An 18,933-nucleotide genomic window follows, 5' to 3' on the forward strand; every position below is an offset into this window, starting at 1 on the left:
AATATTTAAATCTCTTAGCACTTTGCAACCGCAAGACCAGTCTTGTGTCCGTTGATATCGAACTTCTCTAGACCCGAAGCCTCAACTAATGAATCAGCAAGCGTCTCCTCCTTGATGTGGTCAGCCGCATCAAGAACCGCTGCCTTTACCTCATCATCTGCTTCAAAGCTGATTTTGATATGGTCTAGCATCTCAAAGTCATTCTGTTTACGTAGCTGCTGAACCTTGGATATAACCTCACGAACATATCCTTCGTTAACAAGCTCTGGGGTTAGAGTCGTGTCAAGAATAGTGAACACATTGTTTTCCATTCCTACGACGAACCCATCCTTTGCTGAAATTCTTACATCTAGGAAATCTTCTGTGATCTCATATTCTTTTCCACCTAGTTCAAGCTTTACAGGGCCAGCTGAAACCTCAGCGATGAGTTCCTTCGCATCGAGCTTCGCTAGCTTTCCTGCAAATTCCTTTATATCCTTACCAAGCACTGGTCCTGCAGCCTTGAAATCAGGCTTTACAGCAAAGTTCATATACTTATCAAGATCCTTCTCAAACACAACGTCCTTAACGTTGAGCTCCTCCGTGATCAGAGGCACAAGATCACTGATTAGCTCTTCATACTTACCGTCAACAATCACCTCGCTTAGAGGCTGTCTAACCTTGAGTCTCTCCTTCTCTCTTGTTCCTCTTCCGAGGTTAACTAGAGTCTTAACTAGCCCCATCCTCTCTTCAGTCTTCTCATCGATTAGATTACCGTTTGAAGTTGGGAAATGAGCGATATGAACTGTCTTTTCACCAGTTAGCTTAACGTACATTTCATCTGAGATGAATGGTGCAATTGGGGCAATCATCTTGATTACACCTAGAAGAACTTCATATGTTGTAGCATATACACTCTTCTTATCGTCAGTCATTCCCTCCGCATAAAATCTTCTTCTAGCTCTTCTTATATACCAGTTTGAGAAGTCTTCAACGACAAAATCGTTGATAGCTCTTACTGTCTTCATGTGATCATATTCGTCCATATACTCAGTTACATTAGCAACGAGTCTATTGTATCTTGAAATAATCCATCTATCGAGTTCAGGTCTATTCTCATATGGAACATCAAGATTTGCTGGATCTAAGTCGTCCATATTGGAGTATAGCACAAAGAAATTATATATATTTCTAAGTGTTCCGAAGAACTTGCTCTGTACGTCTTTAACACCTTCTTCATCGAACTTAGTTGGAGTCCAAGCAGGCGATACGGAAACGAGATACCAACGAATTACGTCTGCACCATACTTACTCATCATATCGAATGGATCTACAGTATTTCCTACATGCTTAGACATCTTCTTACCCTTTGCATCGAGGATAAGGTCGTTAACAAGAACATTTTTATATGGAGCTCTACCCATAATGAATGTAGAAATAGCCATCAATGAATAGAACCATCCTCTAGTCTGGTCAATACCTTCACAGATAAAGTCTGCTGGGAACAATTCTTTCTCAAACCTATCCGCATTCTCAAATGGATAATGCCACTGTGCATAAGGCATAGCGCCTGAGTCAAACCAGCAGTCCATAACCTCAGGAATTCTCTCCATAGTCTTGCCACAGCATGGGCACTTGAAGTGAATATCATCCACATAAGGTCTATGAAGCTCGATTGTATCAGGATTTACATCCTCAACAGCCTTTTCGGCAAGTTCTGCACGGCTTCCTGCACTTTCAAGATGACCGCACTCACATCTCCATATTGGAATTGGAGTTCCCCAGTATCTAGATCTAGAGATATTCCAGTCTTTAACGTCTGCAATCCAGTTACCGAAACGTTTTTCTCCAACGTATGGTGGGTACCAATTTACAGTATTGTTATTAGCAACTAAATTATCTCTAAGCTTAGTCATCTCGATATACCAGCCTGGCTTAGAATAGTAAACTAGTGGTGTATCGCATCTCCAGCAGTGCGGATAATTGTGAACCATCTTTTGCTTTGCAAACACCTTATCTTCTGCAGCGAAATACTTGAGTATCTCAACATCAAGCCCTTCTTCCATTACAAAACGACCTTCCCATGGAGTCGTCGTAAAGCAGCCCTTCTCATCTACGGGCTCTGCAAAGTCTACACCATACTTACGACAAGTGTTATAGTCATCTTCACCAAATGCATATGCCGTGTGTACGAGACCAGTACCATCTTCAACAGTAACGTAATCTGCAGTTGCAACATAAAAGCCCTTAACCTTGTCTAGGTCATCTCCGTAAACAAATGTCGAAAGTGGCTCATAAGGCACATATTCTAAGTCCTTGCCAGTCATCTCTTCAAGTACTTCATACTTACCCTCACCTAGAACCTTATCTGCAAGGTTCTTAGCAACGTAGAAGATATTTCCCTCTTCTGTGCCTTCAAGTATCTTAGCTCTTACATATACAACCTCTGGACCGACAGTAATTAAAATGTTAGAAGGAAGTGTCCATGGTGTTGTTGTCCAAGCTAGGAAATACTCATTATCTCTATCTCTACGCTTGAACTTACAAGTTACAGTAAGAACAGGATCTTCTTTGTACCCCTGTGCTACCTCATGAGAAGCAAGACCTGTTCCACATCTTGCACAGTAAGGAAGAACCTTGTGTCCCTCATAGATGAGCCCCGCATCAAAAAACTTCTTTATAATCCACCAAGCGGATTCGATATAGTTGTTGTCATACGTGATGTATGGATCGTCCATATCAGCAAGATACGCCATCTTCTCTGACATTTCACGCCAAAGACTAGTGTACTTAAATACTGACTCACGACACTTTTCATTAAATTCCTTAATTCCATAGCTTTCGATATCGTTCTTTCCGGACATACCAAGCTGCTTCTCTACCTCAATCTCAACAGGAAGACCATGAGTATCCCAGCCAGCCTTACGCTTAACCTGAAAACCCTGCATCGTCTTATATCTATTAATTGAGTCCTTCAGTGTTCTCGCCATTACATGGTGTATACCAGGCTTACCATTAGCTGTTGGAGGTCCTTCATAAAATACGAAGCTAGGATCTCCCTCTCGTTCCTTTACGCAGAGATGCAGAAGATCTATGTCAGACCAATGCTGAACCTGTTCTTCTTGAACATCTGCTACTGATTTCTCAGATAAGTTTTCAAACATTTTTAATATCCCTTCCTCTAACATCAATTATTATTAATATAAACAAAATATTTACTAATTTTACTATCCAAAGCACAAATTGTCAACAAACGAACGCTATGTATATAGCCAAAAACAAATACTATTATTTAATCTTATACTTGAGAGTTTCCTTGATTTTATCAACGATTTCGCCGTGATCGACTATCCTTAGATCAGGGTAAGACTTAAGAATTCTACCAGTCCCGAAGAACTTAGTCTTACGCATCTTCTTGTAAAATTCTTCTCTTGCAAGCTCATAGTCTCTCTTCATATCTGCAAGTTCCTTTGCAACCTCTGCCCTTCTCTCTGCAGCTGCATCCCTAATTTCAGCTTCGAAGGATGTACTTTCGGCTCTATATGCGTCAACCTTTCCCTTAGTATTTATAGCATCAACACCTATTCTAGTACTTAGTAAGTCACTGAATTCAGTCATTGATTTTTTCATATCATCAAGTCGCGTAATTCTTTTGTTAAGTCCGAGTGTGATAAGTACAGAAACAGCGAAGTCTGAAATAAATGCAATATATGCTATAAGAAGCAATATCACCCCAACTGTAGACGTTGCTAAGCCGCCGAATATAGCTTCAACAAGTGGCTGTATTCGTCTTACTACAACCAAAATACCAAATCCCCATATAATGCTGAATTCTAGACAGATATACCCATGATAATTAAATGGTTTCGAAGTATAATCCCACCATCTGGCATGAAATATTTTTAAAAGCGCATATCCACCGACTAACTCTAACATTGTCGATAGCAACATTCCAAGAAGGAACACCTGTACATCTGTAGTAAATGAACTATGGTCTAATCCAAGTGCTTTTACCAGAAGGATAACAAAAAGCGAACCAAAACCGTATATCGGACAAATAGGTCCATTTAAAAATCCTCTATTTACGACAATTCCTTTACTGATTGCTTGATAAATAACTTCTGTAATCCAACCGATTACAGCATATACAAGAAAAAATAGTGCAACATCAGTCAGTATATATCCTGCTATCATAATCTCCTCTTTTAATTGCGATCTCCAAATTCCTTTAAGAGTCTCTCTTGGCTGTCGAACATTATACCATTAGATGCGATATTAACATATCTTCCATCTGAAAATAAATACTTAGCCCTAGTATTATCCATCATATTCATCCGCATAATTAATTTAATCTTATAGATACAAGTTTCTTCTGTTATAGGGAAAGCTAGCTCAAAGCGTTTATCCATATTTCTGTTCATAATATCCGCCGATGAAATATACACACGTTCATCCGAGCCACTTCCGAATATATATACGCGAGAATGCTCTAAGAACCTACCTACAATGCTTATTATTTGAATATTATCGGTGTATTCTTCTACACCAGGCAGGAGTGTACAAATTCCTCTAACTATCATGCGCACTTTAACACCTGCCTGTGATGCTTCAGATAGCTTTTCTACGATGTGACGGTCTGAAAGGGAGTTCACTTTAATGAATATTCTTCCTTTGCTACCTTTAATGCGCTCGCGATCAATTAATTCAATTAACTTCGTTCTCATACATGATGGAGATGTAATAATATATCTAAATTGGTTATCAGTAATCCCATCGATGGCATTATCGAATAGATTGGAAACCTCCTCACCAAGTTTACGGCTTGATGTTATAATTGAAAAATCAGTATACTGGCGTGCTGTAGTTTCATTATAATTTCCGGTTCCAACCTGCGTAATGATTTCTTGCTCTCCAATTTTACTAAATGACTTTTTAAAGACAATCTGACATGCCTTAAAATGCGATTTTAATCGCTTAGTTCCGTAATATACTTCACATCCAGAATCTTTAAGTTTTTTTGCCCAATCTACGTTATTGGCCTCGTCAAACCTGGCCCTGAGTTCAATAAGTACTCTAACACGCTTACCATTATTAGCAGCTTTTATCAAATATTCGATAATTCTAGGATGACTGGTCATTCTATAAATACTGATTTTTATTTCTTTGACTTTACTATGGCTCGCAGCTTCTCTTAAAAGTTCAAGCAAGTTATCCATTGAATCGTAAGGATATGCATCGAGCAAATCCCTTTCCATTATCAGATCTATAATATTGGCTCTAACCTTTTTCTCAGAATTTGTTTTACGCAATTCAGGAAATGAGTTATCCAAAACTATGTGTCTTGATAGGTGCTCCTTTAAGTAGCCTAGGTGACTTAACGACGGAATATTGGAACAAAGAACTAATTCCTCATCTGAAAGCTTAAGAATATCTTTCAAGCAATCATAGAGACTATTATCAATACATTCGGAATATGCAAATGCTCCTACAAACTCTGAATTTCCACGCTTATCAAGCATCTTCTTTATTCGTTCTATTGCACCAGTTCCAAGATTGAAATTGTCATATTCAAAGTCAATATCAGCATTTCTAAAAGCCGTAAAAGCTATAAACCCTTTTGGTTCAAATGGGAAACATATATTATTCAGATACAATCTAATAAGCTCTAAAGGAAGTAATAAATTAATACCATGCGAATTACGAACAATTACACCTTTTAAAAGCGACTCTGGAATTTCAACCATCATCAGTTTTCTGATATTATCTACAGAAGTATCAATAAGAATATACTGATGACCATCTTTTATGTTTTCCGAAATATCGCTTTTATCAACAAATTGCGGCTTAAAATCCGATGAAAGCTTCATGAGAAATTGCCCATCAACAAAGTCGTAATCAGATTCCGTTAAATCTTTATAAGAACCACAGCACACACCTATTTCTCTCAGTTCTTTGTAAATCTGTTCGGTTATCATTTCAGCTTTTTCATTAATTATACGTATCTCACGCCATATGTAATGAATCTGCTCATCTGAAGTAAGACCAGACATTGTGTCTCGTGTTAGCGAATCAATATTTCTAATATTGTTTAAACTACCAACACGTACCCGTATGAACTCTGCTAGATTTTTTTCGTAAATCAATCTAAATTTTACTCTTTCAAGAATTGGATTCCTGGTATTTGCAGCTTCATTTAATACTCTCTCATTAAATTTAAGCCACGAGAGATCTCGGTTCTGTGTAAACCCTTCAAGATAAAGCTCACTCATCGATACGCCTCACTTTAATTATTATTCAATTCTTCCAGCTTTTTCATCAGAAATCCCTCTCTTACTCCCGATTCGGAGACAGTTATTTCATCGTAACCTAGTTTATTCATAATCGTCTTCTGTATACACATACCTGTGACAAGTGACTGAACACGCTCTGGCTTTACTTTGAGTAACGTTCTGATAAAGTCCCTTTGATTAGTAAAATATAGTTCAAACAGCTCGTCATACTCTCTTGCAGAAAGTGTAGCCGTACTCTTGCTCCTATCCAAAAGCTTATTTGCGAGCTTACATGTGGCTCGGACAGTACCTCCAATCGCATATACATGCCCAGGTGAAGCTTTAACATCTTTTGGAATACGCAGCTTCAAAAGAAGCTTCTCAGTTTCTTCCTTAATCGATGATAGCTCTTCTTTTGTAGGAAATATTCCATCTACATGTCGGTGATAAGCATTGAGAGATCCTATAGGCATGGTATCAGCAAAAATTATCTCATCCCCTGTAAATAAAGATATTTCTGTGCTACCTCCACCACAATCTGTAAGCATTCCAGTAGCATCTCCAATATCCTTCATTATGCCGTAGTAATCGTATCTGGCCTCATCCTGACCCGTTATTACATCTACTTCAAATCCGACTTCATCATTTATGCGGGCGACAATTTCTTTTTTATTCTTAAGTTCTCTTATGCTTGCAGTCGCTATTGCAAATACCAGCACATCAGCCATTCCATCAACTGCAATTCTAAACTGTTTGAGTGCATCGATCATTACTTCTACTCCTTCTGCACTCATCTCATTATCGTTTATATATCCAGCGATTCCACAGGAAACCTTGTTGCTCATAATCTGGCTGAAAGAATTATTATTCCCTATGTTATAAACCGCCATTCTAATCGTGTTAGAACCAATATCAATAATTACGTACATATATACATTACCCTTCGTGTTTTATTATTCGTAGTCATTCTAACAAAATTTGTAGTATTTATAAATAAAAATCACAATTATAATTTGTTTTTTTGTTTAATAACAATAAAACAGAGTGTACATTCATGTACACTCTGCATCTTAAAGATATAAACTTCGATCAATGACTACTTGCTTGTTCCGAAATCCACCTTCACATTTTCACGTTCAGCTTCTGACGAAACTTCGAACATTGGCTTCGCTTCATACCCGAACGCTCTAGCAATGATTGCTGAAGGAAATACTCTGCATTTTACGTTGAACTTCTTTACAACAGCATTGTAGTACTTGCGAGAATTAGCAATATCATTCTCAACTGCTTTTAGCTGGTCCATTAGCTCGATAAAGTTCGCATTTGCCTTTAGATCTGGATACGATTCAGCAACGGCAAACAAACTTCTTAAAGTACCAGATAGGATATTCTCATTCTCAAGCTTTTCAGCAGTTGTAGATGAATTTCCAACGGCAGATCTAGCCTCTGTCACAGCCTTGAGTGTCTCCGATTCGTGAGCTGCATACCCCTTTACAGTCTCAACCAGATTAGGAATGAGATCAAATCTCTTCTTGAGATACACATCCATAGTTGAAAAAGCTTCATCACAGCTTACAGCTAGCTTTACAAACCCATTATATGTAGCAATAACCCAAAGCAGCAGAAGTACGACTACTGCTATAACTATCCAAATTACCATTTTTACACCTCTTCTTTATTAAAAAGCAATAACTATTAATATCTATTGATTCGTTATATTAGCACATCAGTGCACTTACTTCAACATATGAAATGTACTTAATTAATCTTTGTGATACAGCCTCTACCAAGAGCCGCCTCCGCCACCTCCGGAGCCTCCGCCAGAGAAACCACCACCGCCAAATCCGCCGATTCCACCGCCACTATCAGCATGTGCGGCGGCAATTCCAGAATACGTGCTATGCTGAATGCTGTTCATTATCATGTTCATCCTCATATAATCGAACGTAGTTGCGTTATATGAGCTGAATCCGGTGTGTTCAGGGATCTTGATGGTATTGAATTTATGTATCCATTTATCCGTTAGTCCTAGAACATATGCATAAGGCAGAATGTTGTAGAAGTAAGATGGTTCGCTTTCTACAAGTTCATTGATTCTATCTAGCTCAGCTGTTTCTATAAATTCTTTAAAACCTAATATCTCTCCATACACCTTGCGGTTGTATTCAGTTCTGCTCTGGATATTCGATAGTAGTAAAGGCATAGCGACTGTATATACGACGAGTATTATTAATAAGTACATCTCCCTTTCACCTTTACCTGCAAAATACAATGAGTTTATCAGGGTGCTCATATACACAAAATAAATTAATAGCCATACAATAACCCTAAAAGTTAAACTGCCAGCACCTAAAGATTTACGATAGAAGAATGCATCATTTAACTTACGAAGTATCAGCAGCCATATTGATGCCCAAATACCCAATACGATGATTATTACGAAAATGGCCATTATGCCACCATATTTTGAACCAAACAAAACATCGACGGAACCAGCTCTATATGCACTGAACGCAATGCTAAGCATATAACCCATCGCAGCGATGAAAGTAGCAAAAATCCCCTTCGCATCCGAAGCAGTAGATACAATAGCTTTATCTCCAGTATATCTATCCTTTAGCTGCGACTTAATCGTGTCATATGACTCTCCGATTGATTTTCCAGACTCTTTTATGCTAATCGTGCTTCCCACCGCCGGAGCAGATTTTTCATCAAATATTGCATTATACATCTTCTTTACAAATGCAGGTTCATCGCTCGGTGCTTGTAATGCTTTTATGGTTATTTTTTTCTTCTCCCCTTCAATAATCTGTATATATCCTTTTGATGCTAGGTATAGATATAATGAAGTAATATCCTTTTTATCAATCACACCATCTGCGAGATATCCAAGCTCAGCTGGTGTTATACCTTCAGGCGGATTGAACATTATAGGTGCGACAATATCTGCGTCCTTCTTTCTTGTAACCTTGATATAAATTAATAATATAAGACAGATGACGAGTACTGCAGCATTTGCAACATTACTCCATGCTTTGCTTGGAGCACCAACCCAGTAACCATCCGGTGTCTTGACCATCAGCGTTACACCAGAATTAGAACTTATGGCAGCATCTTCATAGGACAATGTGTTATTCGCTTTGTCATATGACCACTTGCTATTATCCTCAGTAGATGAACCATATGAACCTGCATATCCCTTCATCTCGGTGTATTTGAAATCACTTGGAAGTGAAACATTGATTTTTGAAGATGCAATCGATGTTTCCCACTCTGACGGAAGTACATCTACATAAACGTTATTCTCTTGATTACTTTGTATATAATTATAAATTTTATACTTTATAACATATGTTTTCTCACCCGTCACATAAGAATGAGCACTCCCAATCCTGATGTTAACGTTGTTATCCTTAGTTACTTTAAAATCACCGCCTTCAACGCTGATATCCTTGATCTTATAGTTACTAGCAACAGGAATTCTTCTAATAATTCCATGCTTTGCATATCTAAAATCAACTTTTATCGTCTCAGTGAAATCATATGAATAATCCTTATTAACCTTTACATCTACATCAAAGACCTTTGTAGTATATCCTGACCTAGTATAATCTTGCTCAGCCAATGGCGATGCTTGATTTTGATTGTAGTAGTTTGAATATGAGCTAGAGTAAGAATTAGAATATGAATTATAAGAAGAACTCCCATAAACATCACTCTTAATAGCTATACCCATTGTAACCACAAATATCACAACCAGAATCAGAGTTATTTTATTCAGCATGTTCCTAAATGCCTTATGATACATAGTTAACCCCTTCAATTTTAATCATCTAGATTGATATTATACCAATAAAGTACGTCTTTAATAATATCAAAAAAAGCATAGCGGTAAAACCACTATGCTCATTTTAATACTTATTTAAGAAGAATTAGTCTTCTACTAGTTCTCTTCTAGATAGATTGATTCTGTTTTGGTTGTCGATTTCAGTTACCTTGACAACAACCTTATCTCCAATGTTCATTACATCTTCAACCTTGTCAACTCTATGGTTAGCAATCTTAGAGATGTGTAGCAGACCTTCCTTACCAGGCAGAATCTCGATAAATGCACCGAAGTTCATAATTCTCTTAACTTCACCCTCGTAAGTCTTGCCAACTTCTACATCAGCTGTAAGATACTCAATCATAGACTTAGCCTTAGCAGCACTAGCTTCATCAGAGCTGTAGATACTGATTAGACCTACATCGTCATCAGAGATATCAACCTTGCAGCCTGTCTCTTCCACAATCTTGTTAACATTCTTGCCGCCAGGTCCAATTACTAGCCTTACCTTGTCAGGGTGCACTCTCAACGAGATGCATCTTGGCGCATAAGGTGATAACTCAGCTCTTGGTTCAGCAATCTCTTCTAACATGCTTTCAAGGATATGTGCTCTACCAACTCTAGCCTGTTCAAGTGCTTGCTCTAGAATTTCTCTAGATAGACCATGAACCTTGATATCCATCTGAATTGCGGTAATTCCATCAGGAGTACCTGTTACCTTGAAGTCCATGTCTCCGAGGAAGTCTTCCATGCCCTGGATATCAGATAGAATTGCATATCTGCTGCTTCCATCCTCCTCGACTCTCTCAATTAGACCCATAGCTATTCCTGATACAGGCTTCTTAATAGGAACACCGGCATCCATCAGAGCAAGGCAAGAGCCGCAAGTTGATGCCATCGAAGATGATCCGTTTGAAGATAGAACCTCCGATACCACTCTGATTGCATATGGGAATTCCTCTTCGCTTGGAATTACGGGAAGAAGCGCTCTCTCAGCGAGTGCTCCGTGACCGATCTCTCTTCTGCCTGGGCTACGAGGTGGCTTTGGCTCACCTGTAGAGTAACCTGGGAAGTTATATTGATGCATGTATCTCTTGGTAGTTCTATCGATATCAATGCTATCTAAATCCTGTGCCTCTGATAGAGGTGCAAGTGTAGCGACTGATAGAACCTGAGTCTGCCCTCTCTTGAATAGTCCTGTACCATGTGCTCTTGGCAGGAATCCTGTCTCTGAGAATAGAGGTCTAATCTCACTTAGTTTTCTATTATCTGGTCTCACGCCTTCATCAAGGATCATTGATCTCACCTGTTCCTTTTTGATGGCGTATAGAACCTCGCCTACTTCCTTATCCCTGTCTTCAAAGATCTCTGCAAAGTGTTCGTGAGTTTCAGTCTCGACTTTCTCCATATTCTCGAGACGCTCAAGTTTGTCAAATGTCTTTATCGCTTCAACCATTTTGTCTGTAGCGTAAGCACGAACGGCTTCATCAACATCGTCATCTGCCTTGAAGACTACGTATTCCATCTTCTCTTTGCCAACTTCATTAGCAATTTCCTCGATAAATACGCATAACTGCTTGATCTCTTCATGAGCGAACATGATTGCATCAAGCATGTCACTCTCGGAAACTTCATTGGCACCAGCTTCAACCATCATGATAGCTTCTTTAGTTCCAGCTACGGTTAAATCGATGTCTGACTTCATTCTCTGTTCATATGTAGGGTTGATGATAAGCTCGCCATCTACTCTTCCCACTTTTACAGATCCTGTAGGACCATCCCAAGGAATGTCAGATGTAGCTAGAGCAACAGATGAACCAATCATAGCTGCAACTTCAGGTGAACAGTCATGATCAACGCTCATCGCTACAGCAACAACGGAAACGTCATTTCTAAAGCCCTTTGGGAAAAGTGGTCTGAGCGGTCTATCCATCAGTCTTGATGTTAGGATTCCATGCTCACCAGGTCTTCCTTCTCTCTTGATATATCCACCAGGGATCTTTCCTACAGCATACATCTTCTCTTCATAGTCGCAGCTAAGAGGAAAGAAATCTATATCCTGTCTTGGCTGCTTTGAAGCAGTAGCTGTACAGTTTACAACGGTATCTCCATATCTAACTGTAACTTGGCCGTTTGCCTGTTCACAAACCTTTCCAATTTCAAGCTGTAACAGTCTACCGCCTAGTGCTGTTCTAAATGTGTGATAATCAGTGAATCTTCCCATAATTAACAACTCCTTCCTGTTAATCGTACTATTTTACTAATAAGATTCGTATTGCAAGTCAATCATTATATAAGATTGGCTTCGGGATTATTCCCTCCTATATACAAATAAGCGGGATACATATCCCGCTTATATTGTCAGATAATATTACTACTTTCTGAGGCCGAGTCTAGCAATAAGTGCTCTATATCTCTCGATATCAGTATCCTTAAGATACTTGAGTAGGTTTCTTCTCTGTCCTACCATCTTAAGAAGACCTCTTCTTGAATGGTAATCCTTAGCGTGCTCCTTGAGGTGTCCGTTAAGATCGTTGATTCTGTAAGTTAGAATCGCAACCTGAACCTCTGGGGAACCTGTGTCGCCTTCCTTAGTAGCATACTCTTTGATAATTTCCTGCTTCTTTTCCTTTGTAAGCATCGTTTCTCCTCCTATTGTTCATCCGCCCTCACATCGCTACCGTTCGGAGCAACATGTAGCCGAAGCAAGGGTATAAAAAATTACTTTGTTATACTATCATACATACATGTATCTGTCTAGTTTTCGAGCAAATTACTTTAGCGAATTCAGATACTCTTTCACATCATCACTGACCCTGAAGCTCTCTTTTGCCTTCTGAATGGTTTTGCGATGTACCCATTCTTCAAGCCTTTTGTTCTCGATATATGGGATCGTTTCGTCATATTGCTTAGCAAGTGCAGTTGCGAAGTACCACGCCTGCATCATTCTCACATAATATTCTTCAGATTTAACTCCTGCCACCCATTCCAGATATTGTGGATCAAATGTATCATCGAGATAAAACTCCAGCAGTACTCCAATTCCAAATCTAACGGTATAAGTATCACCTGATGAAATCCATCTCTTAACTTCATTTTCAAGTTTATTTAGATTACCCTTGAACGCTTTCTTAAAGCTGAGCAAATCACAAGTAGCCCAGTTGTCTACATATGGGAGCAGCTTATCTATTTCACTTAAAGCCTCTTCATAGTCACTTATCATACAGATGATCATCCCATGGAGATTAAGCTCTTCATAATACTCGTGAGGAAGGTCTCTTATAAACTCTCCATAATCACCTGATTTAAAAACTTCCTTTGCGAGTTTCCTTAGTGCCGGAGTTCTAACTCCTATTACTGTATCCGGATTAACCCCTGGAATTAGTTTACAATGGAAGTTCTTATAGTCCATATCTTGCATATCAAAAAGCTTGCTTCTAATCTCTTTTTTCTTCACGGCATTTCCTTTCGATACTCTTGTTGTTGAAGAACATCATTATATTGGCGATAAGTAAGAGAAGCACAACTATGAACGCTGCCGATTCATGAATTCTTCGCGTAAAGAAGTCCCCGATGATTGCCCCGCATATAAAAAACATTATGCATCCATAGTAATGAAGACTCTTTCGTATATAATTAAAATCCTTTGTCGCCATGTACATATTTATATTCATGGTTCCTGTCTTGAGGTTCCCAGTACACATCGTAGTAGAAATAGTATATCCACGCACTTTTGCAAAAGTCACAACTTGAATGCCACACGTTAATGATATAAGTGAGTTTGCAAGAAGGTTATACTCCTGTGGTATGAATCCTGCTACAAACATAGCAATGATTTCGAAACAAATAGTGACCTGACGCCAATGAAGTCTTGTCGGTCTATTTTTGCGAATTATTTTTACGTGCTGGGAAATCATAACTCCCCCTGCAAATGAAACTATCGGAATTAGGTAATGAAATATATTTCGTATGTTGTGATTACCTAGGCTGATTGCAAGCAGTACTATGTTACCAGTTGCAGCGTTAGCAAAAACTCCCCCCCTGCAGGTATATGAATAAGCATCCATAAATCCACCGCATATTGCAAGCAGTATTCCTATTCTCATTGATTCAGAAGTTTCAAACTCCTTTTTCATATTTCCCCCTACTCTAAGCAAATGGATTCCATGCCTCTTCAGCTTGCTCAGGCTCCTCTCTCTGAATTTTATTTTGTTCATCAATAAGAAGTGCAACAATTTCGGAGCTTTTTTGACTAGCAGCCATCTCCACAAGTTCGCTGATGAAGGCTGATTTAACTAGATCTCTTCTAACCATATAGCTTATTGCAAGAGTTCTAGAATCAGTAATGGCCCTTCTCGTAAGCCTATCACCATGTTCGTCGATATATCTGTAGATTAATTCTGCCTCATTAGGCTTTTCCTGACTTACATCATCACTGCTATGTTTTTCCATATAAGAAAGAACCGCAACATCTCTGATAGTCTCAGGGAGGACTTCAAGTTTTTCCGGACCTATATGTAGCGTCGTCAGTTTAGGGACCCTGCTGAATGCATTATCATCTACCACGTCAATGCTATTCGGTAAATAAATCTCGATTAGAGAGTTACAATCAATGAACATCTCATCATCAATAACCTTAGTTCCTTTTGGAATTGCAACCATTTCAAGAGACCAGCAATTCTCAAACACACCTTTCCCAAACTCATCTACAGTCTGTGGCAGAATTATCTCCTTCATGCTATAACACATTCTAAAAGCATAATTCCCAATATTCTTGACTGATTCTCCCATTTCAATCGCTTTAATCTGTCCTCTTTCGCTAAACGCCCTATCTGCTATCGCAAACACGAATTTAGGAATAACAACTCGTGACACATTTTCGTCATAATTGATAAGTGTGTGTCCTGCTATTAGCTTTGGCATACAGACTCCTTACTATTCTAAACCTTCAATCTCTCTGGTAAGCTCCTGCTCCCTGTCGCTCATCATAAGCCCCTTGCTCCACCTCGAGTATTCTTCACTTCCATGCTTTCCTAGGAAGCCCGCACTATATCTATCTTCTGAAAGAGTTCTAACAAATATCATCATTTCGTTATCCCCCTCAAAAGAGCTTTCTATAAAATTAAATGAGTTTCTGAGGCGATCCTGCACCGACTTTACAAGAGCATTTCTCTCATCGTTTAGTTTACTCATCTCACCAGTAATAACTGACGAAGGTTCACCTATTCCACCTTTGACATTATGCACGATGTCTCTCATGGTCTGGATAGACTTTCTTGCAATTCTCTCGTTCATCCTAGATATAGAGTGTGCTTTCTTACGTTCCTCTAGATCAAGTTCCATATCGGAGGATATAAGCTTCAAAATATGAGCAGCTTTATCAAGCCTTGCACCTAATAATTCATCCTTTTGAATCTTAATACGGCTCACTACTTCATCTATAACTGCAGATTTCACAAACTCACGTCTAAATTCTGAGCCTAGAGCATCGCTTAATAATCTGACAACCGTAATGCGCTCATCAAACGGGGCATCTGCGAGTTTCGCGGCCGCTTTATCAAAGCCATTACCTGCAAGGATTCCAGCGATATCATACTCTCTCCTATAGCGATAAAACAAATCATAGTACGAAGTAAAATCGCGGGCGATTCTCTCATCCTGAATATACTGGCTCACCAGTTCGAGATTAACTTCGATATCGTTTTCTTCATATAGGTAGATCATCTCAGATAGATCTACCCATCCTCTAGCTGTTACAAAGAGCTTGCCATCAACCGTAAGCCTTACACTATAGAAGTCATCTTTTTTGATACTTAAATAATTTAGTACCGAAGCATGCACAGCATTATTTCTAGCATATACGAGCCACGGCTCAAGCTCCGGTTCTACATCAATTCTCTTAAGTCTATCGAGTGTTGCAAGATCGAATTCCCTCGCCGAGTTATTGTACTCCAGAGGATTTCCTGCTGTTACGACCACCCAGCCCTCTGGAAGTCTATGACGGCCAAATACTTTCATTTGAAGAAACTGCAGCATTGCGGGCGCAAGTGTTTCCGATACACAGTTAATTTCATCTAAGAAGAGAATTCCTTCCCTCTTACCAGTTTCTTCCATCTTGTCATACACACTAGCAATGATCTCACTCATGGTGTATTCCGTAGTCCTATAGCTATCATCACCATACTGATGTTCAGAAATGAAAGGCAGTCCTATTGCACTCTGCCTAGTGTGGTGCGTCATAGAATATGAAACCAGAGCAATATCCATCTCCTCTGCTACTTGTGACATAATCTCAGTCTTGCCAACTCCAGGCGGTCCTACGAGAAATATCGGTCTCTGCCTCTCAACCTGTATCTTATATTCTCCAAATTCATCCTTTGACAGGTATGAAATAACTGAGTATTTCACCTGATTCTTTGCTTCTTGAATATTCAATTTATCTCCATTTCCACATACCTAGATATGTTTCACTCGTCAAAATACACCTTCATCGCCCACGCCGGAACATCATCGCCACACGCATCGTCATCTACGAATATGAATGCCGTATCGTACATCGGCTTTCGTTTTGGGTAAGTCCCTTTTCCATCTGTAAAATACAGCAGCCCTCTTAGATTTCTTAGTTCCTTCTTACGTATGAGCTCATTTATATAATGGAATACTGGACGAAAATCTGTTCCGCCAAGGCCTTTAATTTCTAAATTGCGCAGAAAACCATCCACATCATCCCGGTTCTTAAGCACTGTATCATCCTGAATCTCTGCATCACATTGTACCACATGAATGTTAAATTTAGCTCCGATAACATCGTTGTTACAAAGTATCTCGAAGCTTTTGTCAACAAACTTCTTAACTAGCTCGCCATCCGTGGATCCTGAAGTATCAATTGCTATAACGAGGTCGCGAATATTTTTCTCGTCTTTGTACTCGAGAGGCTCGATGAGTGGCATGTCTCTATACCTATTTAATCCATACGTATACATGATGTAGTCAAATGAATCATCGTCGACCTTAAGAGTCTCATGGTTGGCAGCAAATTTCCTGAGAAATGTGCTGTAATCAATCCGTTTCTCCTCGGCATACCTTAGCTCTCGCTTCATCGTTCCGCCAGCATCTCCGAAGCTAGTGTCATCCATTTCGAGTGCAGTCTTTACCATCTCTCGAATCTTATCCCAATCCTGGTCAGATAGCAGCGCTGCACCATCGCATTCTTCATTAATGTCCGACTCCTCTATGCTCGTTATATCAAACTTCGTATCAGTATCATCGTCGAAGCTTCGCTGCTGATTTTCCTCCTGATCTCGCAGACTAGGATTTTCTAACTCATCATCACCCGCTTCGGAAGATTCAACTGGCTTATTCGAGCTCTTATTAGCTCCGTACCAAAGCGAATGATTATCAACTGTAAATAATTCTCGCATCAACCCTACTTCAGCTTCAATCGGTGGGTCATATACAAAAGACTTATATAGTCTATCTACCGAAAGCCTACCTCGTTTAGCTTTAATTCTTTTAAGTTCATCTCGTCTTTCACTGCTTTCCGGTGTATTTAAGCAGGGTGCACCAAGTGACTCAATCATTTCTTCAACAGCAATATCTGATGCCAAATCCCAGTACAGTCTATTTACCTTCTCACTGACATAGTAATGTTTGAAAATGCAATGAAGAAGAACATGCATATAATCATGTGTGAATGTGGAAAGACCGCTTTTCATTCTGGCAAATATCTCATCGCTACTATAGTACAGCGTTGTTCCATCTACCATGAAAATACACTTCTTATCGAGCACAATTTCTTTTTTGAGCGCAAAAACAGCAGAGTCCATAAACCGCATGCTTGCGACGATCTTGTCCTGTGCTGCGGCAATTATCTTCTCTGCTAAAATCACATCTTTATTTAATTCTCTATCTTTATGTTCATTATTAAAGCTCTTTGACACCATGAAATCTCCTAGCTGATTCTACATCATCAGCAATGTGTTCGGTGAGCAGCTCTATACTTTTAAATTTAACCTCTGGTCTATGAAGCTTAAGAAATTCAATTTTTATTTCTCTTCCATATAATTCTTCATTTACACCAAATATGTGTGTCTCAATAGATTTATTATAATCACCAATAGTCGGTTTATTACCGACGTTAGAAACACTGTTAAAAGTAGAATGACCCACTGAAGTTAGTGTAAAATACACTCCATTCATAGGCGATATCTTGGTCGGACTAAGTTCAATGTTAGCTGTCGGAAATCCTATTTTTGAACCGATATGATTTCCGCGAATCACAGTGCCATTGATGCTAAACGGTCTACCGAGATATTCATTAGCCTTTATGATATCTCCGGCTTCGATGTATTTTCTTATGGCAGTTGAACTAACAATTTCGGAACCGACTTTAACCGGGGGAATTATACTAGTTTCATACCCGCATATGTTACCAAACTCAAGGAGCAAATTATCGTCACCACTAGCCCTTGTGCCAAAACGGTAATTAAAACCACAAGATACGCCTTTCACCTTTAGCTTATCACATAGAATATCTTTAATGAATACCTCTGGCAACATATTCATCGTAACTTCATCAAATGGCACATCAAACACCACTTCAATGCCTGCGTCTTCAAAAAGCTGCAACTTTTCATCATCATTAGCAATAAAGAGTACGCCACCACCAGTCTTTCCAAATAGCTCGCGCGGATGATTTGAAAATGTAAAACAAGCTGGCCTTACACCAAGCTTTGCTGCCAGCTTAACGGCAGACTTTAAAATCTTCTGGTGTCCTATATGGACACCGTCAAAATTGCCCAAGGCAACTGACGTTTCAAAATCTATATTAATATCTGCAAGTGATCTGTACACCTTCAT

14 protein-coding genes are annotated in these 18,933 nt (G+C 39.1%); all 14 read right to left on the reverse strand.

Annotation, left to right across the window (positions count from 1 at the left end):
- Nucleotides 1-14 precede the first annotated feature (14 nt).
- On the reverse strand, nucleotides 15-3,143 hold the full coding sequence (ileS, locus tag Q7O90_RS07195; RefSeq protein WP_304128958.1) for an isoleucine--tRNA ligase: 3,129 nt from the start codon (nucleotides 3,141-3,143) through the stop codon (nucleotides 15-17).
- 124 nt (nucleotides 3,144-3,267) lie between these two features.
- Nucleotides 3,268-4,173 carry a putative ABC transporter permease gene (locus Q7O90_RS07200; protein ID WP_304128960.1) on the reverse strand — a complete coding sequence of 302 codons (906 nt, stop codon included), beginning with the start codon at nucleotides 4,171-4,173 and terminating at the stop codon, nucleotides 3,268-3,270.
- 11 nt (nucleotides 4,174-4,184) lie between these two features.
- Nucleotides 4,185-6,248: a polyphosphate kinase 1 gene (gene ppk1, locus Q7O90_RS07205; RefSeq protein ID WP_304128962.1), complete on the reverse strand. Its 2,064-nt coding sequence runs from the start codon at nucleotides 6,246-6,248 to the stop codon at nucleotides 4,185-4,187.
- Between the two features lie 14 nt (nucleotides 6,249-6,262).
- Nucleotides 6,263-7,177: a Ppx/GppA phosphatase family protein gene (locus Q7O90_RS07210; protein WP_304128964.1), complete on the reverse strand. Its 915-nt coding sequence runs from the start codon at nucleotides 7,175-7,177 to the stop codon at nucleotides 6,263-6,265.
- Between the two features lie 167 nt (nucleotides 7,178-7,344).
- A complete protein-coding gene (locus Q7O90_RS07215; RefSeq protein WP_273450695.1) occupies nucleotides 7,345-7,908 on the reverse strand; it encodes a LemA family protein in 564 nt (187 codons plus the stop codon).
- 123 nt (nucleotides 7,909-8,031) lie between these two features.
- Nucleotides 8,032-10,056, reverse strand: coding sequence for a DUF2207 domain-containing protein (locus Q7O90_RS07220; protein ID WP_304128966.1), 2,025 nt, complete (start codon nucleotides 10,054-10,056; stop codon nucleotides 8,032-8,034).
- A gap of 124 nt (nucleotides 10,057-10,180) precedes the next feature.
- Complete coding sequence (locus Q7O90_RS07225) at nucleotides 10,181-12,298, reverse strand: polyribonucleotide nucleotidyltransferase (RefSeq protein ID WP_304128968.1); 2,118 nt, start codon at nucleotides 12,296-12,298, stop codon at nucleotides 10,181-10,183.
- Between the two features lie 150 nt (nucleotides 12,299-12,448).
- Nucleotides 12,449-12,715 (reverse strand): 30S ribosomal protein S15, encoded by a 267-nt coding sequence (gene rpsO, locus Q7O90_RS07230; protein ID WP_094234339.1) that lies wholly within the window; start codon nucleotides 12,713-12,715, stop codon nucleotides 12,449-12,451.
- A gap of 132 nt (nucleotides 12,716-12,847) precedes the next feature.
- Complete coding sequence (locus tag Q7O90_RS07235) at nucleotides 12,848-13,531, reverse strand: DNA alkylation repair protein (protein WP_304128971.1); 684 nt, start codon at nucleotides 13,529-13,531, stop codon at nucleotides 12,848-12,850.
- Nucleotides 13,512-14,210 (reverse strand): YoaK family protein, encoded by a 699-nt coding sequence (locus tag Q7O90_RS07240; RefSeq protein WP_304128973.1) that lies wholly within the window; start codon nucleotides 14,208-14,210, stop codon nucleotides 13,512-13,514. The genes Q7O90_RS07235 and Q7O90_RS07240 overlap by 20 nt, the downstream gene beginning before the upstream one ends.
- A 13-nt stretch (nucleotides 14,211-14,223) precedes the next feature.
- The gene (locus tag Q7O90_RS07245; protein WP_304128975.1) at nucleotides 14,224-14,997 is read right to left on the reverse strand and encodes a leucine-rich repeat domain-containing protein; all 774 of its coding nucleotides are present in this window, start codon (nucleotides 14,995-14,997) and stop codon (nucleotides 14,224-14,226) included.
- Nucleotides 14,998-15,009: 12 nt separating this feature from the next.
- Nucleotides 15,010-16,509 (reverse strand): ATP-binding protein, encoded by a 1,500-nt coding sequence (locus tag Q7O90_RS07250; RefSeq protein ID WP_304128976.1) that lies wholly within the window; start codon nucleotides 16,507-16,509, stop codon nucleotides 15,010-15,012.
- Nucleotides 16,510-16,541: 32 nt separating this feature from the next.
- Nucleotides 16,542-18,017 carry a vWA domain-containing protein gene (locus Q7O90_RS07255; RefSeq protein ID WP_304128978.1) on the reverse strand — a complete coding sequence of 492 codons (1,476 nt, stop codon included), beginning with the start codon at nucleotides 18,015-18,017 and terminating at the stop codon, nucleotides 16,542-16,544.
- Nucleotides 17,998-18,933 (reverse strand): bifunctional riboflavin kinase/FAD synthetase, encoded by a 936-nt coding sequence (locus Q7O90_RS07260; RefSeq protein WP_304128980.1) that lies wholly within the window; start codon nucleotides 18,931-18,933, stop codon nucleotides 17,998-18,000. The genes Q7O90_RS07255 and Q7O90_RS07260 overlap by 20 nt, the downstream gene beginning before the upstream one ends.

The organism is Mogibacterium diversum (assembly GCF_938028775.1).
Taxonomy (GTDB): Bacteria; Bacillota; Clostridia; order Peptostreptococcales; family Anaerovoracaceae; genus Mogibacterium; species Mogibacterium diversum_A.